The organism is Mesorhizobium sp. P2_E7 (assembly GCF_056403855.1).
Genome location: NZ_JBFUER010000001.1, coordinates 3394598 through 3419267, shown reverse-complemented (window position 1 = coordinate 3419267; position 24670 = coordinate 3394598). Strand labels below are relative to the sequence as shown.

The window sequence follows — 24670 nt, the reverse complement described above, 5'->3', positions numbered from 1 at the left end:
GGCGAAAATCCTTCGGGCGCCTTCTATTTCTGGAAATAAGTCTCGTAGGGCGTCGTTGACCATCACTTGGTCAAGCAGCGGCCCGACAAGCCTCACGCTTTTCGGGCCGTTGTCTTTGTCATGGCGGCGACGAAACGGTTGAGGCTGTCCTCGACATAGGCGGCCACCTCGGTCGTTGGGTCGAAACTCCACCACAGCAACGAGCCCTGCCAATGCGACGCCATCAGCAGGCCGACGTCGCGCGGCATGTCTGGCGTTCCTGCGAAGCAGGAAGCAAGGGCCTCGCTCAGAAACGCCTTCCAAGCGGCGCCGCGTGCTCTCAGCATGGGATCGCGCAAATCCTCGCGCAGCACGAGCAGGCCCTCGGCGTAGGCTTCGATGCCGCCATAGCCCTGCGACAGTCCCACCAGAAGTTGGATGGCGCCGGTCGGGGTCTTGGCAACGGTCTCCGTCAGTTCCCTCGTCTTGGCGTCGAGGCCGTCCCAAGCGTGGAGCAAGGTGCGCTGCTTCAGTTGCGCCTTGTTGCCGAAACGCTGCACCAGTGTCGCGCCGGACAGGCCGCACGCCTTTGCCAGCCGTTCGAAAGTGAGCGCCTCGGGGCCATGCTCATGGATCAGGCGGTGTGCGACTTCCAGCACCTGCTCGTCGGATTGGGTTTTTGGTCGTGTCACCTTGACATCTCAGTATAACCGAATGATCATTTATATATGATGTAAGCGGCTGAGGCCAGCTCGATTGGTCCACAGATTCGTTGAGGAACCTACCATGACGTTGCAAGGAAAAGTCGCTCTGGTCGCCGGCGCCACGCGTGGCGCCGGGCGTGGGATTGCGGTCGAGCTCGGCGCTGCAGGTGCCACCGTCTATGTCACCGGGCGCACCACACGCAGCCATCAATCCGAATACGCCCGGGCCGAAACCATCGAGGATACGGCGGAGCTGGTCTCTTCGAATGGCGGCAAGGGTATTGCCGTGCAGGTCGATCATCTGGTGGTCGACGATGTGCGCCGCTTGGTCGAGCGCATCCGGGCCGAACAGGGCCGGCTCGACATCCTCGTCAACGATATCTGGGGCGGCGAAAAACTGTTCGAATGGAACAAACCGGTCTGGGACCATAATCTGGAGAATGGCCTGCGCCTGCTGCGGCTCGGCATCGACACGCATCTGATCACCGCGCACCATGCGCTGCCGCTGATGATCGAGCGGCCGGGCGGGCTGCTGGTCGAAGTCACCGACGGCACCGCCGAGTACAATGCCGAGCACTACCGGCTGTCGCCCTTCTACGACCTCGCCAAGGTGGCGGTGAACCGCATGGCATGGGCACACGCCAAGGACCTCGCGGCGCATGGCGCCACCTCGGTGTCGCTGACACCCGGCTGGCTGCGTTCGGAAATGATGCTGGAGGCCTTTGGCGTCACCGAAGACAATTGGCGCGACGCCACCGCCAAGGTGCCGCATTTCGTCATTTCAGAGACGCCGCGCTTGGTCGGCCGCGCCGTTGCGGCACTTGCCGCCGATCCGGACCGTGCACGCTGGAACGGCCAGTCGCTGTCCAGCGGCGGGCTGGCGCAGGTCTACGGCTTTACCGATCTCGATGGCTCGCGCCCGGATGCCTGGCGCTATGTTCCGGAGGTGCAGGACGCCGGCAAGCCCGCCGATGCGACGGGCTACCGGTAAGGTCAGACCGCGCGGCCGTCGAAGTCGAAGATCGACAGGCTGGCAGGATCGATATCCGCGACGCAGTTGAGGTTGACGTAGGCGCTGCGTTCGCCGCCCTGACGGACGTCCTCGGCAAAGGGGTGGATGCCGCATGTGCGGCAGAAGCGATGCGCCATCGCGTGATTGCCGAATGTATAGGTGCCGAGATCGTCGCCCCACGCCAGCACCGTCAGGCTGTCATGCGAGATGGCGGCCAACAGCGCGCCCTTGCGCGAACAGATCGAACAATTGCACCGCACGGCGCCGGTCAGCTCCGCCTTGAATTCGAACGCTACCTTGCCGCAGTGGCAGCTGCCTTTGTACAGCATCAGTCTCTTCCTATCGCTGGCAGGTGCAAAGGCACGCTCGCCGGGTTATCCCTTCCGCAGGCCGAACTGGCGGCCTGAACTCTTTGTGCTTGCTTTAAAGACGTTGCATCCTGGCGGAGTCCGACATCGACATGCAATCAATCCGCGATCGTCTCGAAATCATCCTGTCACGTCTTGCCAATCGGGCAGCGGACGAGAAGGTCTACACAAAGCTCTATTTCGAGGCGGCGCGGGCAGCTGCCGATGCCAGCGACGCGCGCAAAAAGGCTGGCGTGACGCTCGGGCCGCTCGACGGCACAATCGTCTCGATCAAGGATCTGTTCGATGTCGCCGGCGAACCGACCACAGCCGGTTCGCTGATGCTGAAGAGTGCAGCACCTCCCCTGTGGGACGCGGCCATTGTCAGCCGGCTGCGGCAGGCCGGCGCGGTCATCATTGGCAAGACCAACATGACTGAATTCGCCTTCACCGCGATCGGCGACAACATGCATTGCGGCACGCCCGGCAATGCGGCCGACGCCAGCCGCATACCTGGCGGCTCGTCCTCGGGCGCCGGCGTTTCCGTGGCCGAGGGAACGAGCGAAATCTCAATCGGCTCCGACACCGGCGGCTCGGTGCGCATACCGGCAGCGCTGAATGGTGTCGTCGGCTTCAAGCCGACGGCGCGGCGGGTGCCGTTGACCGGTGCTTATCCGCTGTCGGCGACGCTGGATTCGGTCGGGCCGCTGGCACGCAGCGTTGCCGAATGTGCCGTTGCCGACGCGATCATGGCAGGCGAGGAACCAGTGCCGCTCCGGCCGGTTTCGCTCGTCGGGCTTCGCGTCGGCGTTGCGCGCGGTTTGCTGTTAGAAGACACGGAGCCGGAGATCGCAGCAGGCTTCGAGGGATGCCTGCGCGCGCTGGAACAAAGCGGCGCGCGCGTCGTCGACTTGCCGATCGACGATCTGATTGCCGAGATGCGGCAAGCAACCAAACGTGCCTCGATCGCGTCGATGGAAGGTGCGGAGGTTCATGCCGACTGGCTGTCCGTCGGTGCATCGGTGCCGGTGGACCCGCATGTCAGCGGGCCGCTTTCGCGCGCACTCGCCATTCCTGCATCGGCCTATATCAGGACCATCCGCCGCCGTGGCGAACTCGTTGCCGCAATGGCTGAGCGCCTGGCGTCGATCGATGTGCTTGTCCTGCCGACAGTGCCGATCGTCGCGCCCTCGATCGCCACAATGGCCAGCGACGAGGCGCTGCGCAACAAGGCCGAAGGTTTGCTGTTGCGCAACACCCAGGTCGCCAACCAGTTCGACCTCTGCGCGATCTCGGTGCCGATGCCTGATATGACGCTGCCGGCGGGGCTGATGCTGGTGGCGCGCAATGGCCAGGACCATCATTTGCTGCGTATCGCGGCTGAGGTCGAAAGGCTGCTTGGGTCGTGACCGGCCTCAGCGCGCCGCGCAGCGCTTGCGCTCTGCTTTTTTGGAGTCGCGTTCGATGTTGGTAGCGACCAGCATCGGTGGATCGTTCGGGTCACGATGCTGGATCGATCCTCGAACGACGAGCTTTCCCGCATGGAGCTTGTCGGAGAGGTCAGGTGCCGATCTGTCCAGTGGCGGCAATTCAGTGGCGTTGAGAGAAACGCCTTTGATGATCCTGCCGGTGGCCAGATCGAGCGCATTGCCCGACGGGCAGGGGGCCATCATGCAGACGATCCCATTGCTGCAATAGACGTAACTGCTGTCGGCCAGAGCGAGCGACGGCAATGCCGTGATCGAAGACGTGGCGATAGCGAGGAGGGTGAGGCGAAGACTGGACATGGTTCAACGTCGCGGAGAATTGGGGCGAAAGCGCGATGTCAGGGATCGGCCGGAAACCGCCTGCGGTAGTGCTCAACCACGTCGGGGTTGCGCAGATTGACCGGGAGCCTGTTGGCCAGCACCAGCAAGGTTTCGCCGGCAGCACCCACACCCATGCGCATCATCGACTGTTCGGTAATGCCAGCCATATGCGGGGTGACGATGACATTGTCGAAACCGAAATAGGGGTGATTTGCCGGCAACGGCTGCGTGGCAAAGACATCGAGCGCGGCGCCGCCAATGCGGTCCTTGCGCAACGCCTCTATCAGCGCCTCGTCGTCGATCACCGGCCCGCGCGAAATGTTGATCAAAAGCGCGTCCGGCTTCATGCTGGCAATGCGTTCGCGGTTGATCAGGCCTCGCGTTTCCGGCGTCAGCGGGCAGCACAGCACGATGATGTCGCTCTGTTCGACCAGCGCGTCGATCGACAGGAAGCCGATCCTGTCGGGCGCCGGCTGCATGCTACGCGTCGTCGCCACGACATTGAGACCGAAGCCGTGCGCGGCGATGTGGCCGACCGCCTGGCCGATGGCGCCGAAGCCGATAATGCCAATCGTCTTGCCGGCAAGCTCGCTGCCATGGCTGGCGTGGTCGCGGCCGGCATTCCAGCCTTTGGCGCGCAAGTCGCGGTCGACGACGCGGAAGCGCCGAAGCAGGGCAAGGGCTGCGAACATCACATATTCGGCGACCGATCGCGCATTGACCGCCGGCACGTTGGCGACCAGCACGCCGGCCGCGGCGGCGGCCTCCATCGGCACCATGTCGAGGCCGGCGCCGTGACGGACCGCGGCCCGAAGCTTCGTTGCGTTTTCGAACAGCGCCGGCGGCAGCGGCGCGCGCACGATGATGACGTCGGCGTTCTTCGCCTCGGCGGTCAGTGTCGCGGCGTCGAGCGCGGAGGCGACGACGAGTTCGCCGGCGCCCACCAGCATGGCGGAGGCACGCGGATGCAGCGTGTGCGTGGACAGGATTCTGGGCATGGAGCTCTCGTTCTTAGTCGCAATTCCCAAGGGAAAGCGCTGCGCGCTTTCCCGGGAAAACCGTTTCACACTTTTCCTGGAATTGCTCTAGGCCTTTTCGAGCGTGGCGTTTTTCTGCTCTATGCCGCGGCCCTCGATGATCCCCTTCCAGTAGCTTTCCGCGCCTTGCAGATGGGCGCTCATCAGCGCCTGGGCGAGGTTGCCGTCGCGGCGCAGCAGCGCCTCGTAGATCTGGATGTGCTCGGCATGCGAGCGCACGCTACGCTCGGGGTCGTTGAAGTAGATCGGCAGCCGCAGCTCGCCCATCAGATAGTAGACGCTGCAGATATTGTGGAAGACGCCGTTCTTGGTTGCCCGCACGATCTCGAGATGGAATTCGCGGTCCTCCTTGGCGAGGCCTTCGCCGGCGGCGATACGCTCTTCGGACGCTTTCAGGATCTCGCGCAGGCGTTCGAAATTCTCTTCCGTTGCGCGCGAGCAGGCGAGTTCGGCGGCCTTGATCTCGTGGATTTTGCGCAACTCCACGGTCTCGTAGATCTGTACCGGATCGAGCGGCAGGCCCGCGCGGGCGAAAAGGGCCAAGGCTTCCACACTGGCTTGCCTGGTGTCGACATAGATGCCGGATTTGGCGCGGCGCTCGACGATGCGCATGGCTTCGAGGATGGCCAGCGCCTCGCGGATCTGGCCGCGGCTGACGCTGAAATGCTCGGCCAGTTCGCGCTCCGAGGGCGTGCGGCCGGTCTCCTTGTCCGAATGGGAGAACAGATAGGCGGCGAGTTCGGCGAGAAGGTTCTTTTCTTTCATCGTCAACTGCGTTGCGCGTGCGCCTCCAGGAACCGCTCCGAAATGGTGAATCCCAGACCGGGCTTTTCAGGGATCGCTATCATACCGTCCTTTGCTTCGACAGTCTCTTCGATAAGATCATGGATCATCGGGTTGGCGCCGAGCGAATATTCGACGGTGAAGCTAGCCGGCGAAGCAGCGCAGACATGCAGTCCGGCAAAGAAGCAGGGCGCGCCGGCCCACAGATGCGGCGCAAAGCGCAAATTGAAGGCGCTGGCGATGGTGCCGATCTTCATCGCCTCGCTGATGCCGCCGCAAAAGGCCGGATCGGGCTGGAAGATGTCGGCTGATTTCAGCACGGCGAGATCGCGGAAGGCATAGCGCGTCGCTTCGCTCTCGCCTGTGGCGATCGGGATGGAGCCCGAAGCGCGCACCTCGGCCATGCCGGCCTTGTCGTCGGCGATGACCGGCTCCTCGAACCAGGCGAGGTCGAGATCGGCGGCGAGGTGGATGAAGCGCTTGGCTTCGGCCACCGTATAGGTGCCATGCGCGTCGACCATCAGCTCGACATCGGGGCCGAGCGCCTGCCGGGCGGCACGGGCGCGGGCAGCCGAAATGTGTGGCGCGCCGTCCATTGCGCCGACGCGCATCTTCAGCGCCTTGAAGCCGCCCTTGGCGATGTAGGATTTGAGCTGCTCGCCGATGGCGTCGGCGGCGGCCCAGCCGCCGGAGGCGTAGGCCTGCATGCGGTCGAGCTTGCGGCCGCCGATCAGCCGCCACACGGGCTGCCCAAGCGATTTGCCGAGAATGTCCCATAACGCAATGTCGACGGCGCTGATCGCTGCAATGCTCATGCCGCGCCGTGCCAGCTGCGGCATGGCGTGGCCGGCATGCGCGGCTGTCTGGTGGCGTACGCCGTTGTAGAGCATCTCCCAGATGATACCGATGTCGGCCGGGTCGCGGCCGATCAATTGAGGGCCGACCTCATGGTTCAGCATGTGGACAAGCGCGCCATAGCTACCGGCGCTGCCGGCAGCGTTCTTGCCTTCGCCCCAGCCGACCAGCCCGTCATCGGTCTCGATGCGCAGGATGGCGGCGTCGAAGGTCGTCACCTGGCCGAAGTCGCTGCGATGCTGCTTCGCGACTTCGATCGGTATGCGGACCCACCAGGCCTGGACGTTTCTGATGCGCATGGTCATCCCCGGCCCCGCCGCCGGCAGGCGGAAGGGCGCATTCCAAATCGGATCGGCTACTTGATCAGCGGCAGCAGCGTTTCGGCGGTGATGCGCATCTGGTCGGTGTAGAATTTCTCCGTCAGCACGCTGGAACCGTGGTCCTGGATGAACTTCAGCTGTTCGGGCGAGATGTCGACCGGGTGGCGCTCGACCATATCAGGATAGGGCGCGGCCGGCGTGCGATCGACAGGCGCGACGAACTCATTGGTCAGCGCACCGTCATAGCCGACTTCCTTCAGCGTCTGCACGATCCGCGGCCAGTCGATCTGGCCGAGGCCGGCGGCAAAGCGGTTGTTGTCGGCGACGTGGAAATCGAACAGGCGTTTGCCGACCTGGCGGATGGCATCATGGACGTTGAATTCTTCCATATGGAGGTGGTAGGCGTCGAGGCAGACGCCGCATTCGGGGCTGACCGCATCGGCCAGCGCCAACGCCTGGGCGCCGCGGTTGAACAGATAGGTCTCGAAGCGGTTGAGCGGCTCGACCGCGATTTTCACGCCGACCTTCTTGGCGTGGGTGAAGCACTCGCGGGTGGCGTCGACCACCCACTTCCATTCCTCTTCCTCGGTGCCGTCCGGCACAACCTTGCCGACAGTGGCGGGCACCAGCGTGATGATCTCGCCGTCGAGTTCGCTGATCATGGTCAGCACGTCCTTGACGTACTGCACAGAGCGTTCGCGCTGGCCCTGGTCCCTGGCGGCGAGGTTGCGTTCGCCCAGCATCAGCGTCACCGCACCCCAGCAGCGTATGCCGTGTTCCTTCAGCAGCGCGCGGGTCTCCTTGGTCTTGTATTGCTCGGGCTCGCCGGAAATCTCGATCGACTCGTAGCCGAATTTCTTGATGCGCTTCAGCGTCACCTCCAACGGCTCCGCGCGCATCCAGTTGTGCGTTGAAAGATGCATGGTTTATCCTTCCCAGAATTCGTCTGTGCCAGTTCGCCTGCGATGCGCCTCACCGAAGCGCGTCTCATGATTCCTCCCCAAGGCGCTCCAGCATTTTTACGCAAACTGGTTCGACCAATTGGGCCTGAATGGAGGTCTACAGCAATTTTTGTCGCGCGGCAAGAACTGCCGATGTGCGATCGCGACAGCCATTTACTGTATTGATTATGCTTGCATATGTTCCCTATTTTGGGGTGCGCCGGGTGCTGCTCCTGCGAGTCAAATGGCTTGACCCATTTTCGGTATTTGGTAATACCAGAATGGCAAGTCGAGAATGCACATCACAAAAGACCAAAGAGGCTGGCCCTGCTTTCATCAGGCGCTATGCTTGGTCCCTGGAAAAATGAATTGGGAGGATGCCGATGCCGTCGACAATGAAGGGTCCGGGGCTGTTTCTGGCGCAGTTCGCGGGCGATGCCGCGCCATTCAATTCGCTGGCCTCGATCACCAAATGGGCGGCCGGTCTCGGCTACAAGGGCGTGCAGATCCCGACCTGGGACGCACGCCTGTTCGACCTCAAGAAGGCGGCGTCTTCCAAGACCTATTGCGACGAGGTGAAAGGCATCTGCGCCGACGCCGGCGTCGAGATCACCGAATTGTCGACGCATCTGCAGGGGCAGTTGGTGGCGGTGCACCCTGCCTATGACGCACAGATGGATGGCTTCGCGCCGGCCTCGGTGCACAACAATCCGAAGGCACGGCAGAAATGGGCGGTCGAGCAGATGAAGTTCGGCGCCAAGGCATCGCGCAATCTTGGGCTGAATGCTTCGGTGTCGTTCACCGGCTCGCTGGCTTTCCCTTACCTCTATCCCTTCCCGCAGCGGCCCGCCGGACTGATCGAGGAGGCCTTTGGCGAACTCGGCAAACGCTGGAAGCCGATCCTCGATGTCTATGAAGACAATGGCGTCGATGTCGGCTACGAAATTCACCCCTCTGAGGACGTGTTCGACGGCGCCACCTTCGAGATGTTCCTCGATGCGGTCGGCGGTCACAAACGCTGCAACATCAACTACGATCCGTCGCACTTCCTCTTGCAGCAGCTCGACTATCTCGAATTCATCGACATCTATCACGAGCGCATCAAGGCCTTCCACGTCAAGGACGCCGAGTTCAACCCGACCGGCCGGCAAGGCGTCTATTCCGGCTATCAGAGCTGGACCAACCGCGCCGGCCGCTTCCGCTCGCTCGGCGACGGGCAGGTGGATTTCGGCGGCATCTTCTCCAAGCTGACGCAGTACAATTATGATTCCTGGGCAGTGCTGGAATGGGAGTGTTGCCTGAAGCATCCGGAAGACGGCGCGGCCGAAGGGGCGCCCTTCATCCAGCACCACATCATCCGCGTGACGGAAAGGGCATTCGATGATTTTGCCAGCGGCACTACGGACAAGAAGCTGCTGCGCGCGATGATGGGAATCTAGCGCGATTTCCCCTCCCCCTTGAGGGGAGGGTGGCCCGAAGGGCCGGGTGGGGTCGGTTCATGCCGCGCTCCACGCCCGGCGACCCCACCCGATCCGCTGTGCGGATCGACCTCCCCTCGAGGGGGAGGTGAACAACGAGGGAGACGAAAAATGGTCGGTGCATCGAAAGCTGAAACGGGAGGCGGCCCGATCCGCTATGGCATGGTCGGCGGTGGCCAAGGCGCGTTCATCGGCGCGGTGCACCGGATCGCGGCGCGCATGGACAATGACTTCGTGCTGGTGGCCGGCGCGCTGTCGGCCAATCCCGAACGCGCCAACGCTTCCGCCGCCGAACTCGGGCTCGACCCCGCACGCAGCTATGGTTCCTACGCCGAGATGGCCAAGGCCGAGGCCAAGCGCGCCGACGGCATCGAGGCGGTGGCCATCGTCACCCCCAACAATGTGCACGTGCCGGCTGCCAAGGCGTTTCTCGAAGCCGGCATTCACGTCATCTGCGACAAGCCGTTGGCGACGACTTTGGCTGAGGCCAAGAAGCTTGCTGCGATAGTCGAAAAGACCGGCAAGGTGTTCGTGCTGACGCACAATTACACCGCCTATCCGATGATCCGGCAGGCGCGCGAGATGGTGGCCAAAGGCCAGCTTGGCGATATCCGCATTGTGCAATCCGAATACCCGCAGGACTGGCTGACCGAAGACCTTGCCGCCACCGGCCAGAAGCAGGCGGCGTGGCGCTCCGATCCCAAGCAGGCAGGGGCGGGCGGCGCGCTCGGCGACATCGGCACACACGCCTATAATCTCGCGCGCTTCGTCTCCGGGCTGGAACTCGATTCCCTGTCGGCCGATCTCGACGCTTTCGTGCCGGGGCGGCAGCTCGACGATAACGTCAACGTCATGCTGCGCTTCAAACCGGTCGGCAAGACGCATCCTGCCAAAGGCATGATCTGGGCGAGCCAGGTGGCGCCCGGCCACGAGAACGGGCTGAAGCTGCGCATCTACGGCTCGAAGGGCGGGCTGGAATGGGTACAGGCCGACCCGAACTATCTCTGGTACACGCCGTTCGGCCAGCCCAAGCAGCTGTTGACCCGCAATGGCGCCGGCGCGCTGCCGGTCGCCGGCCGCGTCAGCCGCGTGCCGTCGGGGCATCCGGAAGGCTATCTCGAAGGCTTCGCCAACATCTACCAGGAAGCCGCGCGGGCGATCCGGGCTGCACGCAAGAAGGGCGGTAAGCCGGGCAAGGATGTGGTGTTCCCGACCATCGAGGACGGCGTCGAAGGCATGGCGTTTATCGAAGCCTGCGTGAAGTCGTCGAAGAAGAACGGGGCGTGGACGAAGCTTTAGGCGGCGCCCCCCTCACCTTGCCAGCCGAATTGCGAAGGGCAATTCGGGGCAATCCGACCTCTCCCCGAGGGGAGAGGAAGAGGTGGCGCTGACGTCTAGCTCTCTCCCCAACGGGGAGAAGGTGGCCGCGAAGCGGCCGGATGAGGGGGCATGGCGCGAAGCTGGCGAAGAGAGACCAGCGCGCCGTCAAAAGGGGAGGGAGTGTCGATGAAAATCGGCATGTGCATGTTCTTGTGGACGACCAGCGTCTCGAAGAAACACGAGGCGCTGCTCAGGGACATCAAGGCGACAGGTTTCGACGGCGTCGAGATACCGGTCTTTGCCGGTGTGCCTGACGACTACAAAAAGCTTGGCGAAATGCTCGACCGCATCGGGTTGCAGCGCACCGCTGTGACGGCGATGGGCGATCCGGCGATGAATTTGATTTCGCCGGATGCCGCGACCCGCAAGGCCGGCATCGAGTATATGAAATGGGCGATCGACTGCAGCGTGGCACTCGGTGCGGATAGGCTGAGCGGTCCGTTGCATTCGACGCTCGGCGCCTTCTCCGGCAGCGGGCCGACCGCCGCAGAGAAAAAACGCTCGATCGCCTCGCAGCGCGCCATTGGCGATCATGCCGGTAAGCGTGGGGTCACGATCGGGTTGGAAGCGCTCAACCGTTTCGAATGCTATCTGCTGAACACGATGGCTGATCTGTCCGAGCACGTGGACGCCATCGACCGGCCGCACATCAAGGCGATGTATGACACGTTCCACGCCAATATCGAGGAGGCCGACCCGATCGGCGCCTATACGAAACACCGCCGGAATGTCGTCCACATCCATATTTCGGAGAATGACCGTGGCGTGCCGGGTCGCGGCAACATTCCCTGGGCCGAGACGTTTTCGGCGATCCGCAAGAGCGGCTACGACGACTGGCTGACCATCGAGGCGTTCGGGCGCTCGCTGAGGGATCTGGCGGCGGCGACGAAGGTGTGGCGGGATTTTGCTGAGAGTCCCGAGGCGGTTTATCGCGACGGGTACAAGCATATCAGGGACGGGTGGAAGAAAGCGGCGTAGGCGCTCTGCGCCTGGTCCATTTTCAATTTACGTTCGCGGCGGTTGCCAGGTGGTTCCCCCACTCCGTCTCGGCTTCGCCGAGCCACCTCTCCCCCCTCCGGAGGGAGAGGAAAGGGAGCATGGCGGCCGGGGAGAGGAGAAAGCCTCGGCCCAGGAGGACAGGCGCCTTCTAGGACAGCCTGGCGCCCTTCCTCTCCCCTGTCGATCGGGGGAGAGGTGTCGAGCGAAGCTCGACGGAGTGGGGGTCGATCCTTAGGCGCCGGCGAGACGATGCCCGCGCTTCTGCGTCACAAGGCTACCCCTGCTCAGCCTGGATCCGGTTGTAGTCATGGATCGTCCGGCTAAGCCTGCGGCGCAGGAAGTTCGAGATGTTGTCGAAGACGAAGACGACGAACAGCGTCAAAAGCACCATGTAGAAGACGTTGGCCCAGTTGGAGTTGGTGCGCATCGCTTCCCACAGTTTCAGGCCGATGCCGCCGGCGCCGACGGCGCCGATGATGGTGGCGCCGCGCGTGTTGGATTCCCACTGGTAGAGCGTCTGGCTGATGAACACCGGGATCACTTCCGGCATGACGCCGTAGCGTTGCACCAAGAGGCCGTTGGCGCCTGTCGACTTGATGCCTTCGCGCGGCTTGTCGTCGATGTTTTCCAGGCTTTCCGAGTAGGTTTTGCCGAGCGTGCCGATCTCGGTGAAGAAGATCGCAGCACTTCCGGCCAGCGGTCCCGGGCCGAAGGCGCGGGTAAAGAACAGCGCCCAGATCAGCATGTCGACCGAGCGCATGAAATCGAAGAAACGTTTGAGCACCTGGCTAAGCAAGCCGCTCGGCGTGATGTTGCGGGCGGCGAAGAAGGCCAGCGGAAAGGCGACGAAAGCGCCGAGCAAGGTACCGAGAAACGCCATGACGATGGTCTGCAGCAGCTTCGTCCAGACATCGCCGTGCTGCCACTGCGCATTGTTCCAGATGTTGTCGCCCGCCAGTGCAAGGTTCGAGGTGCCGGGCTTCAATTCGGGTCCAGACCAGATCAGCGAGATCACTTCACCGGCCGATTTACCGAAGAAGGGCGAGCGCGTGTCGAAGACGAAGTTCGCCCAGCCGAGGAAGCGCTTGCGGACCTTCACGCGGTCGACGGTGACGCGTACCTCGCCGACAAAGCCCATCTTGGCGACAATCTCGTCGTCATGCGCGGTGATCCAGTCGGGCACCGGACCCGAAATCACCGGCTTGCCGCTGGTCAGCGCGACCGGCACAGTCTGGCCATTGGCGACGATCGTCGCCTTGGTCTTGTCGAAGGTGACGGAATTGGCCTGGCCGTCGATCAAGACGGTGAAGGTGCCGTCCGCGTTCCTGACCACCCAGTCGGGATTGGGGTTGTCGCCAAGGGCGGAAAAGCGCGGGTATTTCGGCGTGATCTCGGGCTGGTCGAGGCGGAATTCCGGCTGCAGATCGTAGCTGATCCATTGCGACAGGAAGAGCGGCAGGCGCTCCCAGTGCGAATCCCGCATCACTTGCGGCAGATTGAAGAACCACAAGGCGTAGACGAGGTAGAACAGGATGCCGACGAACAGGAACAGCGGCGCGAAGCGCTTGTAGGCCGGCCGTCGGAACACGTGAGGATAGCGCTCCTCGATCGACGATATCTGCTCGGCGGTCATCGTGGTGGCCATGATCAGGCACTCATCAGGAAGGCTTGCTCACCGACGAGCTTGCGGCGCAGCCAGGCGGAGAACTGGTCGATGATGAAGATGGTCGTGAACAGGAGCAGCACCAGCGCCAGCGTCTTGGCGCCGAAGCCGCGTGAGATCGAGAGCTTCAGTTCCTCGCCGATGCCGCCGCCGCCGACGGCGCCGATAATGGTCGATGCGCGCACGTTGATCTCGACGCGCAGCAGGGTGTAGGACATGAAATTGGGCAGCACCTGCGGCAGGTCGGCAAAGCGCACCCGCTCGAACCAGTTGGCGCCGACCGCCTTCAGGCCTTCCTCGGCGCGCATGTCGATGTTCTCGTTGATCTCGTAGAACAGCTTGCCCAGCGCGCCGATCGAATGCAAGCCGATGGCGATGATGGCGGCGATCGGACCGGTCGAGACGATGGCCGCGAACAGGCCGGCAATGACGATCTCCGGAAAGGCGCGCAGCAGTTCCATGAAGCGCTTGACGACGAGACGCAATGCCGGATGCGGCGTCAAATTGCGCGCGGCGATGAAGGAAAACGGCACGGCGAAGATGAAGCCGATGAAGGTCGAGACCAACGCTACGTTGACCGTGGTCAGCATCAACTCGAAATATTCAGGGATGTAGAAACCGCCCCATATGTAGACGCGACCGAGCGGGAAGTTGAATTCCTGGGTGCCGGTGTCATGCGGCGAGGCGATGTCGAACAGCGCCCGCCAGACGTCGTTCCAGTCCTTCGGGATCAGCCAGCTGAGGAAATCGAGGATGTGCGGCAGCCGGTCGAAGAAGTGGCCGGCATTGGCCTCGTCGGCGAACCACATGCTGGAAAGCATCGCGGCAAGCAGCAGCGCGACGCCGAGCACGGTATAGAGCCGGCGCAGCGATGTCTGGCGTCGCCAGGCATCGGCCGTCTGGTGAGGGGCGCCTGAGGGCGATGTCACGGAAAGGGTCATGATCGGAGATGCAAAAAGGGCGGTGCTTTTGAGCACCGCCCTTTTCGATTTCGCCGTTAGCCGCCGATGGCTGCCTTACGGGCTTCGACGATGACGCTGTAGAAGTCAGGCTTGACCGGGACGTAGCCGGTGAAATCGCCGCCCTCGACGCCTTCGAAGCAGGCCTTGTCCTTCTTCGGCAGGTCGGTGAAGAACGCGGTCAGCTTGGCGGTCATGTCGTCACCGAGTGCGGTGCGCACGACCAGCGGGCCGTTCGGGATCAGGCCCGAGCGCCAGACTTCGACGAAGTCGTTGGGGTCGATGGCGCCCTTGGCGACTTCCTTGTGGAAGGTGCCGGAGGTGTAGCCGTTTTTGAAGTCGCCGATGCCCGAGGAATCGTCCACCGCCACGTCGACCTTGCCGTCGCGGACAGCAAGAACGTTGTTCTCATGGCCGCCGTTGAACTGGGTCGAGGCGAAGAAGGTTTCGTTCGAGGCGCCGGTGTCCTTCGGGATCTGGGTCAGCGGGATCAGGTAGCCCGAGGTCGAATCCGGATCGGCGTAGCCGAGTTTCTTGCCCTTGGCCGACTTGATGTCGGTGATGCCCGAGGATTTCAGCGCCAGGCCGATCGAATAATAGCCGGTGGCGCCGTCGGTCTGCTGGGTGGTGAGGATCGGGGTGACCGCCTTCGGGTCCTTGATGTAGACGCTGGCGTAGCCGGAAGCGCCGAGTTCGGCGAAGTCGAGCGTGCCGCCGAGCAGGCCCTGGATGACGCCGTCATAGTCGGCGGCCGGGAACAGCGAGACTTTTTCGAAGCCGAATTCGGTCTTCAGTTGGTCGGCCAGGCACTGGTAGTTGCGCAGGCGGTCGGTTTCGTTTTCACCGCCGAGGATGCCGACGCGGAATTCCTTGAGGTCGGCCGCGTGGGCCATGCTGGTTGCCATGGCGAGCACCGAAACGGCGCTGAATACCATCTTCCTGAACATTGATGTCTCTCCTGTAAGTTCCGGCCCCGCGCCGGCAGCGTTCTTGATTTTGACAGATGCCCTTGACGCGGGCTGACGATCCCAGTCGTCGCTCAGTAGCCGGGAAATGCGGGCTCGAGTGGGCTGGCGGATGCGGCGATCTTTTGCTTGTAGGCGATGCTGGTCGAGGTGATGGCCTCGGAGATTTCGGCGCCGTTGGCATCAGCGCCGTAGACCAGGCGCACGGCCTCGCGGTTAAGGTCTTCCGGCGGGCCGTCGAAGACGATCTTCCCGGCCGCCATGCCGATGATGCGGTTGCAATAGGTGCGGGCGGTGTCGAGCGTGTGCAGATTGGTGACGACGGTGATGCCTTCACGCAGATTGATGTCCTGCAGCGAGTCCATCACCACCTTGGCGTTGAGCGGGTCGAGCGAGGCGATCGGCTCGTCGGCGAGCAGCACCTTGGGCTGCTGCATCATGGCGCGGGCAATGGCGACGCGCTGCTGCTGGCCGCCGGAGAGCGTGCCTGCAGGCTGCAATGCGGTGCGGGCGATATCGAGGCGCTCGAGGGCTGCGACCGCCTCGGCGCATTCGGCGCGGGTGAACATGCCGAGCAGGTTGGAGACGGTCGAACGGTGATTGAGCCGGCCGAGCAGCACATTGGTCAAGACGTCGAGGCGCGGCACCAGATTGAACTGCTGGAAGATCATGGCGCAATCGCGCTGCCAGCGCCTGAGCGGCGAGCCGCGCAGCCGGGAAACCTCGGCGCCGTCAAAAAAAATCGACCCCTGGCTGGGGTCGATGAGACGGTTGATCATGCGAAGGAGGGTGGACTTGCCGGCGCCCGAACGGCCGATGATGCCCACCATCTGGCCCTGCGGGATCGACAGGTCGATGGCGCTGACAGCGGTGTTCTTGCCGAATCGGCGGGACACGCCGCGGATTTCGAGCGTTGCAGAGCTTGCTGACATGGCAGGTTCCAGTGCGGACCATATTGATCGTCAGGCACTCGCCTAGCGCAGCCACATGAACCTGCCGTGTCGCCTGCATGTCAGTTTTGTTACGCTCCACAGCTGCGCGTTATGACCGGCCCAGGATCAGCAGCTCTTCGAAATGGTTCATATCGTTGAAGCTGCAGAAGGCGGGCGGCTTGATTTCGATCACCGGGGCCTGCCGTTCGAACAGCGCCAGACTGTCATCGAAGAAGTCCTGCCATGCGGCAGCCCGGTCGTCGGCGAGACGCTGGATCTGGTAGGCGAAGGTGATGTGGAAGACGTAAGTGTCGTGGTCGGGGTGTCGGTAACCGAACGGCACCGACAGCGCATCGCGCCATGCGGCCATGATGCGCCTGTCTTCTTCAGTTGCTCCAGCAACGGTGAGACCGGTTGGCACGACCTGGATCACTTTTATGTTGAACGGGGCGAGGCTCTCAAAACCCTTCAGCCGCTTGAGATAGAGGCTCGTCATGTCATCGATGCTGGTGTCGAGCGGCACGTCCTGCGGCCAGTAGGGCAAGCGGCGGCGGTATTCGATGATGCCCTGGAACAGCGTCATGTGCAGGCTGGAGATGGGCGTGAAGGCCAGCCGGTCGGCATCCGGCATGGTGCGCATGCGCTCGCGCACTTCGATGACAACAGCTTCGGAAGGCGAACCGTTGACGAGATGGCTGACGACCGTGTTGCCGGGCTCGGGCACGAAATTGCCTGACGTGTCGTAACGGGTGCCGAGATGCACCGGAGGCTTGGGGTTGGTGCCTTCGAAAAAGCCGGCGAGCGAGGGTCTGATGGATTGAGGCATTGCGATCTCCTTTTGGGAGATGGCCTCGTGTCCGAGTCATGTGTCAAGGATGTGAATCGGGCCGGTCTTATGACGATGATGTGATGGGCTATCCGCCGTATTTTTCCAGGAAAGCCTCAGCCTCAAGCTCGCGAAAATCGTCGAGCGCGGCGCGCAGCCTGGCATGGTCCCAGTCCCACCAGGCAAGCGCCTGGTAGCGCTCCGCCGTGCGGCGGTCGAAGCGCTCGCGGATCGGTTTTGCCGGCACGCCGCCGACGATGGTGTACGGCGCGACATCCTTCGACACTACAGCCCCGGCGCCAACCGCAGCCCCGTCGCCGACTGTGACACCGGGCAGGATGGTCGAGCCGTGGCCGAGCCAGGTGTCGTGGCCGATGGTGACGCGTTTGGCGCGCCGCTGGGCGAAGAATTCGCTCTCATGCTCGGCGTCGTCCCAATAGTCCGAGGCGCGGTACGTGAAGTGGTGCAGTGTCGGCCGCCATGTCGGGTGGTTGGTGGCGTTGATGCGCACGCTTGCTGCAATGTTGGAGAACTTGCCGATGGTCGCGCACCAGACGGCGCAATCCTGCATCATGTAGGAATAGTCGCCGAGGATGCTTTCGGAGACGCGGCTGCGGTCGGCGATCTCGGTCCAGCGGCCTAATGTCGAGTTTTCGACCTGTGCCGTTTCGTGGACGAACGGCTCCTCCGACAATTTCCTGCTCATGCGGCGATTTTTCCGGCGGCGAAAGAGGTGACGTCGATGATGCGATCAGCGACCGCGTCACGGACATCCAGGTCATGGAAGATGCCGAGCAAAGCGACGCCCGCCGCCTTCTTGGCGGCGATCAGCGCGACAACCACATCGCGGTTCTTGGCGTCGAGCGAAGCGGTCGGCTCGTCGAGCAGCAGCACCGGGTGCTCGGTGATGAAACCGCGCGCGATGTTGACGCGCTGCTGCTCGCCGCCGGAGAAGGTTGCCGGCGGCAGCGCCCAGAGTTTTTCGGGCAAATTGAGCTGCGACAGCAAGCGGCGCGCTTTCTCGCGAGCGCTCTCGCGCTCCTCGCCGCGCTCGACCAGCGGCTCGGCGACGACATCAAGTGCGGAGACGCGCGGCACAGTGCGCAGAAACTGGCTGACATAGCCGATCGTCTGGCGGCGCACGGCCAGCACCGTGCGCGGGCTCGCATTGGCGAGATCGATCAGGCCGCCTTCATGCTGGACGATGATCTGGCCTTCATCGACGGCGTAATTGCCGTAGAGCATCTTCAGGATCGAACTCTTGCCGGCGCCGGAAGGGCCGCCGAGCACAGCGCATTCGCCGGCCCGGATCGAGAACGAGACGCCGGCGACGACCGGCAATTTGATGCCGTCGCGCAGATGCATGGTGAAGCTCTTGGCGACGTCGGAAACAACGAGGGGCGTAGCCATCATCACACCTGCAGGATGGAAGAAACGAGAAGCTGGGTGTAGGGCGCGCGCGGGTCGTCGAGGACACGGTCGGTGAGACCGCTTTCGACGACGCGGCCGTCCTTCATCACCATCATGCGCTGTGACAGAAGCCGGGCCACGGCGAGGTCATGGGTGACGACGATCGCCGCGAGGCCGAGATCGGTGACCAGGCCGCGCAGCAGATCGAGCAGGCGCGCCTGCACCGAGACGTCGAGGCCGCCGGTCGGCTCGTCCATGAATACCAGCCGCGGGCCGGTGACGAGGTTGCGGGCGATCTGCAGGCGCTGGCGCATGCCGCCGGAAAAGGCGCGCGGCTCGTCGTCAATGCGGTCCTCGTCGATCTCGACGCGCGACAGCCAGTCGACGGCGGTGGCGCGGATCTTGCCGTAGTGGCGGTCGCCGACCGCCATCAACCGTTCGCCGACATTGGCGCCGGCCGAAACCGTCATGCGCAGGCCGTCGGCCGGGTTCTGGTGGACGAATCCCCAGTCGGTGCGCATGAGGAAGCGGCGCTCGGCCTCGCTCATGCGGTAGACCTCGCGGAACTGGCCGTCGCGCATGCGGTAGCTGGCGGTGCCGGAAGAGGGCAACAGCCGCGTCGACAGGCAGTTGAGCAGCGTCGTCTTGCCGGAGCCGGACTCGCCGACGACGGCCAGCACTTCCCCCGGCCACAGGTCGAAGGTGACGTTCTCGCAGCCGACGCGCGAGCCGTAGAATTTGGACAGTTCCGATACGCGCAGCAGCGGTTCGTCGGTCATTGCGCCGGCTCCATTTTTTCTGCGGCAAGATGGGTCTCGGGAGCAAGGTGGCCGCGATGGCCATCAGCACGCCGCTTCTCGCAATGGTCGGTGTCGGAGCAGACGAACATGTGGCCGCCATGGTCGTCGAGGATGACCTCGTCGAGATAGACATTCTCGGCGGCGCACAGCGCGCAGGGCTGGTCGAAGGTCTGGACCTTGAACGGATGATCCTCGAAGTCGAGGCTGACGACATCGGTGAAGGGCGGCACGGCGTAGATGCGCTTTTCGCGCCCGGCGCCGAACAGCTGCAGCGCCGGCGAGCGATGCATTTTCGGATTGTCGAATTTCGGCGTCGGCGAGGGGTCCATGACGTAGCGGCCCTCGACCTTGACCGGATAGGCATAGGTGGTGGCGATGCGGCCGTGTTTGGCGATGTCCTCGTAGAGCTTCACATGCATGAGGCCGTATTCCTCCAGCGCATGCATTTTACGGGTTTCGGTCTCGCGCGGTTCGAGGAAGCGCAGCGGCTCGGGGATCGGCACCTGATAGACCAGAACCTGGCCGGCGCTGAGAGGATGTTCGGGGATGCGGTGGCGGGTCTGGATGATCGTGGCGCTGGCGGTATCGGTGGTGACAGCGACATTGGCGACCTTCTTGAAGAAGGCACGGATCGAGACCGCATTGGTGGTGTCGTCGGCGCCCTGGTCGATGACCTTCAGCACATCATCCGGACCGATGATCGAGGCGGTCACCTGCACACCGCCGGTGCCCCAGCCATAAGGCATCGGCATTTCGCGCGAGGCGAACGGCACCTGATAGCCGGGAATGGCGATGCCCTTGAGGATCGCCCGACGGATCATCCTTTTGGTCTGCTCGTCGAGATAGGCGAAGTTGTAGGTGGCGATGTCGGTCATGGCGATCACATCCACATTGTGCTATCGAATTGGCGTCCAGAATGCGCAAACAGGGGCGAAATCGGATGACCCAAACCGGTTGGATACATCTCGGAATCCTGCTGCTTGCGTTCGTCGGCGTGGTCGCCTTCATCCTTCGGCGCATGGTCCTGCCCGCACCGAAAGATGGCGCGCAGGGCGAGACCGTTGGCGGCGCCAGTGGTGGTTACGGCGGCGGCATGATTGATGGCGGAGGCCATTAGCATCACTCTGCGGCCTCCCGCTTTTCTTCCATCTTTGCAGGGTTTTCACGTGCCTCGTACTCGGCGCGCATGCGGCGCACGAGGTCGAGTTCGGCCTGGAAGTCGACATAGTGCGGCAGCTTCAGATGCTCGACGAAGCCGGTCGCCTGGACATTGTCCGAGTGTGAAATGACGAACTCCTCGTCCTGCGCGGCAGCGACGACATCTTCGCCGAGTTCCGTTGCGCGCAGCGCCCGGTCGCACAGCGCCATGGCCATCGCCTTGCGCTCGCTCTGGCCGAAGACGAGGCCATAGCCGCGGGTGAATTGCGGCGGTGCCTTGGCCGAGCCCTTGAACTGGTTGACCATCTGGCACTCGGTGACGCGGACCTTGCCGAGCGGCACCGCGAAGGGCAGTTCCGGCACGTCGAGTTCCAGCTCGACCTCGCCGATGCGGACCTCGCCGACAAAGGGGTGGTTGCGGGCATAGCCGCGCTGGGTGGAGTAGCCGAGCGCCAGCAGAAACCCTTCGTCGCCGCGTGACAGCGCCTGCAGGCGGATGTCGCGCGCCATCGGAAATTCCAGCGGTTCGCGTGTGATGTCGCCGGGGACATGGTCCTGCGGCATCTCGCCATCCGGCTCGATCAGGCCTTCGCGGGCGAGGATCGCCGAGACGCGCGGCATCGCCTCCGCCTCGCCGGCCCGTTGCAGCGGTTCGGCGACATCGGCGCCGGCGGCAAGCTCCGGGTCGAGCAGCCGATGGGTGTAGTCGAAAGTGGGCCCAAGCAGCTGGCCGCCGGGTAAATCCTTGTAGGTGGCCGACACGCGCCGCTCTACCAGCATGGCGCCGGTGTCGATCGGATTGCTGTAGCCGAAGCGCGGCAGCGTGGTGCGGTAGGCGCGCACCAGGAAGATCGCCTCGATCATGTCGCCGCGCGCCTGGACGATGGCGAGCGCTGCCAGTTCGCGGTCATAGAGCGAGCCTTCGCTCATCACCCGGTCGACGCCGAGCGCCAGCTGCTCGACGATCTGGTCGAGACGCAGGGCCGGCACCGAACGGTCGCCGCGCCGGCGGTCGGCAAGCAGGCTGTGGGCATTGGCAATTGCGGCCTCGCCGCCTTTTACCGCGACGTACATTTTACGCCTCCATCGTCTTGATGCGCGTCGTGCGCGGCAGGCAGGCGATGCCGCCGGGGGCCGCCAGGATGATGTCGATGCCGCGCGGAAAGCGCTGACTGTTCTGCTTCCATTGTTCGACGAAATGACGCGGCATCTGCGCCGGCGCGATGGTCGCGCTGGTTTCGATCCCGGGGCCTTCAAGCAGCAGCGGCGCGCCGGAGGTCAGATCGCTCACCTGCAGGATCAGTGTCGTCGAACGGTCGGGATAATCCTGTGTGCCCTGCGAAAAGCCGTCGAGGGCCGCCATCTCCGCCGGGTTGGCGATCAAGGCGAAATGCGCGTCGGCCGGTGTGTTGGCGAGCGGCGTGCCGGCGTGGAAGCCGAGCCAGGCTTTCACCGCGGCCGACGTCTGCAAAGCAGGGTCGAGCCAGAGCGGGGTGTCGTGATCGCAGAGCGAAAGCGCGATGGCGCCTGCGGTGGCCGACAGTGGCGCCGGCGGGCGGGCGAAGGCCGGCAAAGGCTGCACGCTGCCCGGTCGTGCCATGGCGTCCATGACGGCGCGGAAGACGGTCTGGGCGTTGAACACCGGATCGGCGAAACCGCCGTCGATCGATTGGGCTGCGATGTCCATCAGTCTTCTCCGCGCACCATGGTGAAGAAATCCACTTTCGTTGCCGCCGTCTCGGCGCGGCGCTTTTCGCGCGCTTCGCCTTGGGCTGCGCGCAATGGCGCGACCAGCGCGGTCTCGACCGACTGGCGCTGCGCGGGGTCCTGCCAGAGCGCGTCGGCGATGGCCGCCAGCCTCGCCTTCTTCCTGTCGCGGCCGAGCATGTAGCTGTGGCCGACCTGTCCGGAGGGCAGCCGCACGGTGGCGCGGGTGACCGTGGCTTCGCCGACATTGAAGGGGGCGCCGCCGCCGCCGATACGGCCGCGTATGGTCACCAGGCCGGTTTCCGGCCCGCGCAAAAGCTCGGCCTCGGAGGTCAGGCCGGCCTCGTTCCAGAGCCGGGCGATGTCGTCGCCGCTCGCCTGCGCCAGCGTCGCCATGACGGCTTTGCGCTCGGCCTGGTCGCGGGCTTCCTGTCCTCGCATGCGACTAACTCCCTGAATGTGTAAAATTTGTCTAGTGATATAGACAACTATACAAATAATACCTATTATCTAACCCGTGTCCATGACGGGTGGATGACATGGGTGTGATCGGGGGCAAAAATGGCCGGGCAAAAGATGGCGAGCCGCATTGAACGGCGCAGCGGCGTCTCCTTGTGGCGGCAGATCGCCGACCAGATCCTGCATTCGATCGCCGCCGGCGATTTTGCCGAGAATGCCGCGTTGCCGCCGGAAGTGGCGCTGGCTGAGCGCTACGGCGTCAACCGCCACACGGTGCGCAGCGCCATATCGGCGCTGGTACAGGACGGCGTGCTGCGGGCCGAACAGGGACGCGGCACCTTCGTCTTGTCGCGCAAGCGGCTGTCCTACCCGATCGGCGCCCGCACGCGGTTTTCGACGGGCCTGCAAGGGCAGACGTCGGAACGGCATATCGTGCTGCTTACATCAGCGGTCGAGCCGGCCAGCCAGCGTGTCGCCGAGGGCCTCGACCTTGCCAGGGGCACTGAGGCGATCCGGCTGGAGACGCGCGGCGAAGCCGATGGACGGCCGGTGTCGCGCGCTGCCAGCTGGTACGAGGCCAAGCGTTTCGCCGGCATCGATGCGGTGATGGCGGAGACCGGTTCGATCACCGCCTCGCTCCGGCGCTTCGGCGTGGAAGATTATCTCAGGCAATCCACGGTGCTGTCGGCACGCCATGCCGATGCCGCTGACCTTGCCGACCTCAACCTGCAGCCGGGGGCCATCGTGCTGGTCGCGGTTGCCGTCAACGTCACGCCGGATGGCCGACCGATCCAGTTTTCAGAAACGCGGTTTCCGGCGGAGCGGGTGGAGCTTAAACTGTCGGCGCTGTAGGGAGTGACGGCCTTATACGAGACATCATACTGATGTCAGACCAAGTTTGGTCGCGCTCGTTTTTCAGCGGCTTGACGTTTGAGGACCGCCTTCCCCCACTCCGTCTCGGCTTCGCCGAGCCACCTCTCCCCCCTCCGGAGGGAGAGGAAGGGAGCCCGCCTTGCTAAGCTCGCGCCATTCCTCTCCCCCGTCGATCGGGGGAGAGGTGGTCTGCGAAGCAGACCGGAGTGGGGGTCGACCTGGGCGGGCCGTCTTCAGTTCGGGCCGGGTTATGACCCAACCTCGATGACCGCCTTGATCAGGCCGGATTTCTCGTGCGCCCAGCGGGCGAGATCGTGCGGCGTGGCGGCGAGCGTGGTGCGGTGGGTGACGAGCTTGGCCAATGGCACGGCGCCGTTGCGGATGGAGGCGGCGACGTGGTCGAAGTCGGCCTTGAGTGCGTTGCGGCTGCCGACCAGGGTCATCTCGCGCTTGTGGAATTCCGGATCGGAAAAGACGATGTCGTCCTTGACGACGCTGACCAGCACCAGCGTGCCGCCATGCGCGACATGGGCGAAGGCAGATTGCACCGATTGGGTGTTGCCGGTGGCATCGAAGACGACATCAAAACCTTCGCCGCCGGTAGCATCGCGCACCAGCTCGGCTGCCGCTTTTTGCGAGCCGTCTAGCGTAGCGAAGCCGAGTTCGCTTTTGGCAAAGTCGAGCCGCTCCGAACTCATGTCGAGCAGGCTGACATCGAGCCCGGCGATGCGGGCAAACAGGGCGGCGCCAAGGCCGATCGGCCCGGCGCCGATGACCAGCGTGCGGGCGCCTGGTTCAGCGCGGGCGCGGCGCACGGCATGGGCGCCGATAGCGAGGAATTCGACAGCCGCGGCGTCGGCCAGCGACAGGCCGTTTGCCGGGTAAAGATTTTCGGCCGGCACCAGGATCTGCTCGGCCATGGCGCCGTCGCGATGGACGCCGAGCACTTCGATCCGCACACAGCAATTCGGCTTGCCCTGCCGGCAGGCGATGCATTTGCCGCAAGCGAGATAGGGGTTGATGATGACGGGCTCGCCGACGGAGAGGTCGACGCCTTCGCCGGTCTCGACGACAGTCCCCGACACCTCATGGCCCATGATGCGGGGGTAGGCGAGGAACGGGTGCTTGCCTTCGAAGATATGATAGTCGGTGCCGCAGATGCCGACATGGCTGACGGCGACCAAGGCCCAGCCGGCAGGCGGTGCGCCGGGTGCGGCGCGGTCTTCCAGGACAAGGTCGCCAGGCGAGCGGCAGATGACGGCTTTCATTCAGCAA

The 24670-nt window shown here is 63.8% G+C and carries 27 protein-coding genes; 7 read left to right on the top strand and 20 right to left on the bottom strand.

Features of this window, described 5'->3' with window-relative positions:
- Window positions 1–92: 92 nt before the first annotated feature.
- Window positions 93–671, bottom strand: a complete 579-nt coding sequence (locus AC1DYC_RS16825) for a TetR/AcrR family transcriptional regulator (RefSeq protein ID WP_477408019.1) — start codon at window positions 669–671, stop codon at window positions 93–95.
- A 94-nt stretch (window positions 672–765) separates the two neighbouring features.
- On the opposite strand from AC1DYC_RS16825, the gene AC1DYC_RS16820 reads away from it, so the two are divergent.
- On the top strand, window positions 766–1674 hold the full coding sequence (locus tag AC1DYC_RS16820) for an SDR family oxidoreductase (protein ID WP_477408017.1): 909 nt from the start codon (window positions 766–768) through the stop codon (window positions 1672–1674).
- 2 nt (window positions 1675–1676) lie between these two features.
- Here the strand turns inward: AC1DYC_RS16820 and AC1DYC_RS16815 are convergent, their stop codons facing one another.
- On the bottom strand, window positions 1677–2024 hold the full coding sequence (locus tag AC1DYC_RS16815; RefSeq protein WP_477408015.1) for a GFA family protein: 348 nt from the start codon (window positions 2022–2024) through the stop codon (window positions 1677–1679).
- Window positions 2025–2155: 131 nt separating this feature from the next.
- Here AC1DYC_RS16815 and AC1DYC_RS16810 point away from each other — a divergent pair, with 131 nt between their 5' ends.
- On the top strand, window positions 2156–3451 hold the full coding sequence (locus AC1DYC_RS16810) for an amidase (RefSeq protein WP_477408013.1): 1296 nt from the start codon (window positions 2156–2158) through the stop codon (window positions 3449–3451).
- Window positions 3452–3457: 6 nt separating this feature from the next.
- On the opposite strand, the gene AC1DYC_RS16805 is transcribed toward AC1DYC_RS16810, so the two are convergent.
- From AC1DYC_RS16805 to AC1DYC_RS16785, 5 genes are all read right to left on the bottom strand, one after another.
- Complete coding sequence (locus AC1DYC_RS16805; protein ID WP_477408011.1) at window positions 3458–3829, bottom strand: hypothetical protein; 372 nt, start codon at window positions 3827–3829, stop codon at window positions 3458–3460.
- 38 nt (window positions 3830–3867) lie between these two features.
- Window positions 3868–4848: an NAD(P)-dependent oxidoreductase gene (locus AC1DYC_RS16800; protein WP_477408009.1), complete on the bottom strand. Its 981-nt coding sequence runs from the start codon at window positions 4846–4848 to the stop codon at window positions 3868–3870.
- Between the two features lie 87 nt (window positions 4849–4935).
- Window positions 4936–5652 (bottom strand): FadR/GntR family transcriptional regulator, encoded by a 717-nt coding sequence (locus AC1DYC_RS16795; RefSeq protein ID WP_477408007.1) that lies wholly within the window; start codon window positions 5650–5652, stop codon window positions 4936–4938.
- A gap of 2 nt (window positions 5653–5654) precedes the next feature.
- Entirely contained in the window at window positions 5655–6824 is a 1170-nt protein-coding gene (locus AC1DYC_RS16790; RefSeq protein ID WP_477400757.1) for a mandelate racemase/muconate lactonizing enzyme family protein, read from the bottom strand.
- A 56-nt stretch (window positions 6825–6880) separates the two neighbouring features.
- Window positions 6881–7768, bottom strand: a complete 888-nt coding sequence (locus tag AC1DYC_RS16785) for a sugar phosphate isomerase/epimerase family protein (protein ID WP_477287538.1) — start codon at window positions 7766–7768, stop codon at window positions 6881–6883.
- A 401-nt stretch (window positions 7769–8169) separates the two neighbouring features.
- Here AC1DYC_RS16785 and AC1DYC_RS16780 point away from each other — a divergent pair, with 401 nt between their 5' ends.
- From AC1DYC_RS16780 to AC1DYC_RS16770, 3 genes are all read left to right on the top strand, one after another.
- A complete protein-coding gene (locus tag AC1DYC_RS16780; RefSeq protein WP_477408005.1) occupies window positions 8170–9225 on the top strand; it encodes a sugar phosphate isomerase/epimerase family protein in 1056 nt (351 codons plus the stop codon).
- Between the two features lie 150 nt (window positions 9226–9375).
- A complete protein-coding gene (locus tag AC1DYC_RS16775; protein ID WP_477408003.1) occupies window positions 9376–10563 on the top strand; it encodes a Gfo/Idh/MocA family protein in 1188 nt (395 codons plus the stop codon).
- Window positions 10564–10770: 207 nt separating this feature from the next.
- The gene (locus AC1DYC_RS16770) at window positions 10771–11622 is read left to right on the top strand and encodes a sugar phosphate isomerase/epimerase family protein (RefSeq protein WP_477408001.1); all 852 of its coding nucleotides are present in this window, start codon (window positions 10771–10773) and stop codon (window positions 11620–11622) included.
- 295 nt (window positions 11623–11917) lie between these two features.
- On the opposite strand, the gene phnE (AC1DYC_RS16765) is transcribed toward AC1DYC_RS16770, so the two are convergent.
- The 9 genes from phnE (AC1DYC_RS16765) to AC1DYC_RS16725 form a co-directional block, all read right to left on the bottom strand.
- Window positions 11918–13288: a phosphonate ABC transporter, permease protein PhnE gene (phnE, locus tag AC1DYC_RS16765; RefSeq protein WP_477407999.1), complete on the bottom strand. Its 1371-nt coding sequence runs from the start codon at window positions 13286–13288 to the stop codon at window positions 11918–11920.
- 2 nt (window positions 13289–13290) lie between these two features.
- On the bottom strand, window positions 13291–14247 hold the full coding sequence (phnE, locus tag AC1DYC_RS16760; RefSeq protein WP_477407997.1) for a phosphonate ABC transporter, permease protein PhnE: 957 nt from the start codon (window positions 14245–14247) through the stop codon (window positions 13291–13293).
- 56 nt (window positions 14248–14303) lie between these two features.
- Complete coding sequence (gene phnD, locus AC1DYC_RS16755; RefSeq protein WP_477407995.1) at window positions 14304–15212, bottom strand: phosphonate ABC transporter substrate-binding protein; 909 nt, start codon at window positions 15210–15212, stop codon at window positions 14304–14306.
- Window positions 15213–15304: 92 nt separating this feature from the next.
- On the bottom strand, window positions 15305–16162 hold the full coding sequence (gene phnC, locus AC1DYC_RS16750) for a phosphonate ABC transporter ATP-binding protein (protein ID WP_477407993.1): 858 nt from the start codon (window positions 16160–16162) through the stop codon (window positions 15305–15307).
- A 109-nt stretch (window positions 16163–16271) separates the two neighbouring features.
- A complete protein-coding gene (locus tag AC1DYC_RS16745) occupies window positions 16272–16988 on the bottom strand; it encodes a DUF1868 domain-containing protein (protein WP_477407991.1) in 717 nt (238 codons plus the stop codon).
- An 88-nt stretch (window positions 16989–17076) separates the two neighbouring features.
- Window positions 17077–17694 carry a DapH/DapD/GlmU-related protein gene (locus tag AC1DYC_RS16740; RefSeq protein ID WP_477407989.1) on the bottom strand — a complete coding sequence of 206 codons (618 nt, stop codon included), beginning with the start codon at window positions 17692–17694 and terminating at the stop codon, window positions 17077–17079.
- On the bottom strand, window positions 17691–18398 hold the full coding sequence (gene phnL, locus AC1DYC_RS16735) for a phosphonate C-P lyase system protein PhnL (protein WP_477407987.1): 708 nt from the start codon (window positions 18396–18398) through the stop codon (window positions 17691–17693). The genes AC1DYC_RS16740 and phnL overlap by 4 nt, the downstream gene beginning before the upstream one ends.
- Window positions 18399–18400: 2 nt before the next feature.
- Window positions 18401–19177, bottom strand: a complete 777-nt coding sequence (gene phnK / locus AC1DYC_RS16730) for a phosphonate C-P lyase system protein PhnK (protein ID WP_477407985.1) — start codon at window positions 19175–19177, stop codon at window positions 18401–18403.
- A complete protein-coding gene (locus AC1DYC_RS16725; RefSeq protein WP_477407983.1) occupies window positions 19174–20073 on the bottom strand; it encodes an alpha-D-ribose 1-methylphosphonate 5-phosphate C-P-lyase PhnJ in 900 nt (299 codons plus the stop codon). Before AC1DYC_RS16725 ends, phnK begins: the two co-directional genes overlap by 4 nt.
- A 65-nt stretch (window positions 20074–20138) precedes the next feature.
- Between AC1DYC_RS16725 and AC1DYC_RS16720 the strand changes: the two genes are divergently transcribed.
- Window positions 20139–20315 carry a hypothetical protein gene (locus tag AC1DYC_RS16720; RefSeq protein WP_477407981.1) on the top strand — a complete coding sequence of 59 codons (177 nt, stop codon included), beginning with the start codon at window positions 20139–20141 and terminating at the stop codon, window positions 20313–20315.
- A 2-nt stretch (window positions 20316–20317) separates the two neighbouring features.
- On the opposite strand, the gene AC1DYC_RS16715 is transcribed toward AC1DYC_RS16720, so the two are convergent.
- Genes AC1DYC_RS16715 through phnG form a run of 3 tightly spaced genes read right to left on the bottom strand, consistent with a single transcriptional unit; the run spans window position 20318 to window position 22504 of the window.
- Window positions 20318–21430, bottom strand: coding sequence for a carbon-phosphorus lyase complex subunit (locus AC1DYC_RS16715; protein ID WP_477407979.1), 1113 nt, complete (start codon window positions 21428–21430; stop codon window positions 20318–20320).
- A gap of 1 nt (window position 21431) precedes the next feature.
- Window positions 21432–22043: a phosphonate C-P lyase system protein PhnH gene (phnH, locus tag AC1DYC_RS16710; RefSeq protein WP_477407977.1), complete on the bottom strand. Its 612-nt coding sequence runs from the start codon at window positions 22041–22043 to the stop codon at window positions 21432–21434.
- The gene (gene phnG / locus AC1DYC_RS16705; protein ID WP_477407975.1) at window positions 22043–22504 is read right to left on the bottom strand and encodes a phosphonate C-P lyase system protein PhnG; all 462 of its coding nucleotides are present in this window, start codon (window positions 22502–22504) and stop codon (window positions 22043–22045) included. Before phnG ends, phnH begins: the two co-directional genes overlap by 1 nt.
- A 120-nt stretch (window positions 22505–22624) precedes the next feature.
- On the opposite strand from phnG, the gene phnF reads away from it, so the two are divergent.
- Window positions 22625–23374: a phosphonate metabolism transcriptional regulator PhnF gene (gene phnF, locus AC1DYC_RS16700; protein WP_477407973.1), complete on the top strand. Its 750-nt coding sequence runs from the start codon at window positions 22625–22627 to the stop codon at window positions 23372–23374.
- A 269-nt stretch (window positions 23375–23643) separates the two neighbouring features.
- On the opposite strand, the gene AC1DYC_RS16695 is transcribed toward phnF, so the two are convergent.
- Window positions 23644–24663, bottom strand: a complete 1020-nt coding sequence (locus AC1DYC_RS16695; protein WP_477407971.1) for a zinc-binding alcohol dehydrogenase family protein — start codon at window positions 24661–24663, stop codon at window positions 23644–23646.
- Window positions 24664–24670 lie beyond the last annotated feature (7 nt).

What these genes read in the sequence shown, in the direction of transcription:
- AC1DYC_RS16820 (WP_477408017.1), top strand. Translation starts at nt 766, where the DNA reads ATGACGTTGCAAGGAAAAGTCGCTCTGGTCGCCGGCGCCACGCGTGGC.
- AC1DYC_RS16815 (WP_477408015.1), bottom strand. Translation starts at nt 2,024, where the DNA reads ATGCTGTACAAAGGCAGCTGCCACTGCGGCAAGGTAGCGTTCGAATTC.
- AC1DYC_RS16810 (WP_477408013.1), top strand. Translation starts at nt 2,156, where the DNA reads ATGCAATCAATCCGCGATCGTCTCGAAATCATCCTGTCACGTCTTGCC.
- AC1DYC_RS16805 (WP_477408011.1), bottom strand. Translation starts at nt 3,829, where the DNA reads ATGTCCAGTCTTCGCCTCACCCTCCTCGCTATCGCCACGTCTTCGATC.
- AC1DYC_RS16800 (WP_477408009.1), bottom strand. Translation starts at nt 4,848, where the DNA reads ATGCCCAGAATCCTGTCCACGCACACGCTGCATCCGCGTGCCTCCGCC.
- AC1DYC_RS16795 (WP_477408007.1), bottom strand. Translation starts at nt 5,652, where the DNA reads ATGAAAGAAAAGAACCTTCTCGCCGAACTCGCCGCCTATCTGTTCTCC.
- AC1DYC_RS16790 (WP_477400757.1), bottom strand. Translation starts at nt 6,824, where the DNA reads ATGCGCATCAGAAACGTCCAGGCCTGGTGGGTCCGCATACCGATCGAA.
- AC1DYC_RS16785 (WP_477287538.1), bottom strand. Translation starts at nt 7,768, where the DNA reads ATGCATCTTTCAACGCACAACTGGATGCGCGCGGAGCCGTTGGAGGTG.
- AC1DYC_RS16780 (WP_477408005.1), top strand. Translation starts at nt 8,170, where the DNA reads ATGCCGTCGACAATGAAGGGTCCGGGGCTGTTTCTGGCGCAGTTCGCG.
- AC1DYC_RS16775 (WP_477408003.1), top strand. Translation starts at nt 9,376, where the DNA reads ATGGTCGGTGCATCGAAAGCTGAAACGGGAGGCGGCCCGATCCGCTAT.
- AC1DYC_RS16770 (WP_477408001.1), top strand. Translation starts at nt 10,771, where the DNA reads ATGAAAATCGGCATGTGCATGTTCTTGTGGACGACCAGCGTCTCGAAG.
- phnE (WP_477407999.1), bottom strand. Translation starts at nt 13,288, where the DNA reads ATGGCCACCACGATGACCGCCGAGCAGATATCGTCGATCGAGGAGCGC.
- phnE (WP_477407997.1), bottom strand. Translation starts at nt 14,247, where the DNA reads ATGACCCTTTCCGTGACATCGCCCTCAGGCGCCCCTCACCAGACGGCC.
- phnD (WP_477407995.1), bottom strand. Translation starts at nt 15,212, where the DNA reads ATGTTCAGGAAGATGGTATTCAGCGCCGTTTCGGTGCTCGCCATGGCA.
- phnC (WP_477407993.1), bottom strand. Translation starts at nt 16,162, where the DNA reads ATGTCAGCAAGCTCTGCAACGCTCGAAATCCGCGGCGTGTCCCGCCGA.
- AC1DYC_RS16745 (WP_477407991.1), bottom strand. Translation starts at nt 16,988, where the DNA reads ATGCCTCAATCCATCAGACCCTCGCTCGCCGGCTTTTTCGAAGGCACC.
- AC1DYC_RS16740 (WP_477407989.1), bottom strand. Translation starts at nt 17,694, where the DNA reads ATGAGCAGGAAATTGTCGGAGGAGCCGTTCGTCCACGAAACGGCACAG.
- phnL (WP_477407987.1), bottom strand. Translation starts at nt 18,398, where the DNA reads ATGGCTACGCCCCTCGTTGTTTCCGACGTCGCCAAGAGCTTCACCATG.
- phnK (WP_477407985.1), bottom strand. Translation starts at nt 19,177, where the DNA reads ATGACCGACGAACCGCTGCTGCGCGTATCGGAACTGTCCAAATTCTAC.
- AC1DYC_RS16725 (WP_477407983.1), bottom strand. Translation starts at nt 20,073, where the DNA reads ATGACCGACATCGCCACCTACAACTTCGCCTATCTCGACGAGCAGACC.
- AC1DYC_RS16720 (WP_477407981.1), top strand. Translation starts at nt 20,139, where the DNA reads ATGACCCAAACCGGTTGGATACATCTCGGAATCCTGCTGCTTGCGTTC.
- AC1DYC_RS16715 (WP_477407979.1), bottom strand. Translation starts at nt 21,430, where the DNA reads ATGTACGTCGCGGTAAAAGGCGGCGAGGCCGCAATTGCCAATGCCCAC.
- phnH (WP_477407977.1), bottom strand. Translation starts at nt 22,043, where the DNA reads ATGGACATCGCAGCCCAATCGATCGACGGCGGTTTCGCCGATCCGGTG.
- phnG (WP_477407975.1), bottom strand. Translation starts at nt 22,504, where the DNA reads ATGCGAGGACAGGAAGCCCGCGACCAGGCCGAGCGCAAAGCCGTCATG.
- phnF (WP_477407973.1), top strand. Translation starts at nt 22,625, where the DNA reads ATGGCCGGGCAAAAGATGGCGAGCCGCATTGAACGGCGCAGCGGCGTC.
- AC1DYC_RS16695 (WP_477407971.1), bottom strand. Translation starts at nt 24,663, where the DNA reads ATGAAAGCCGTCATCTGCCGCTCGCCTGGCGACCTTGTCCTGGAAGAC.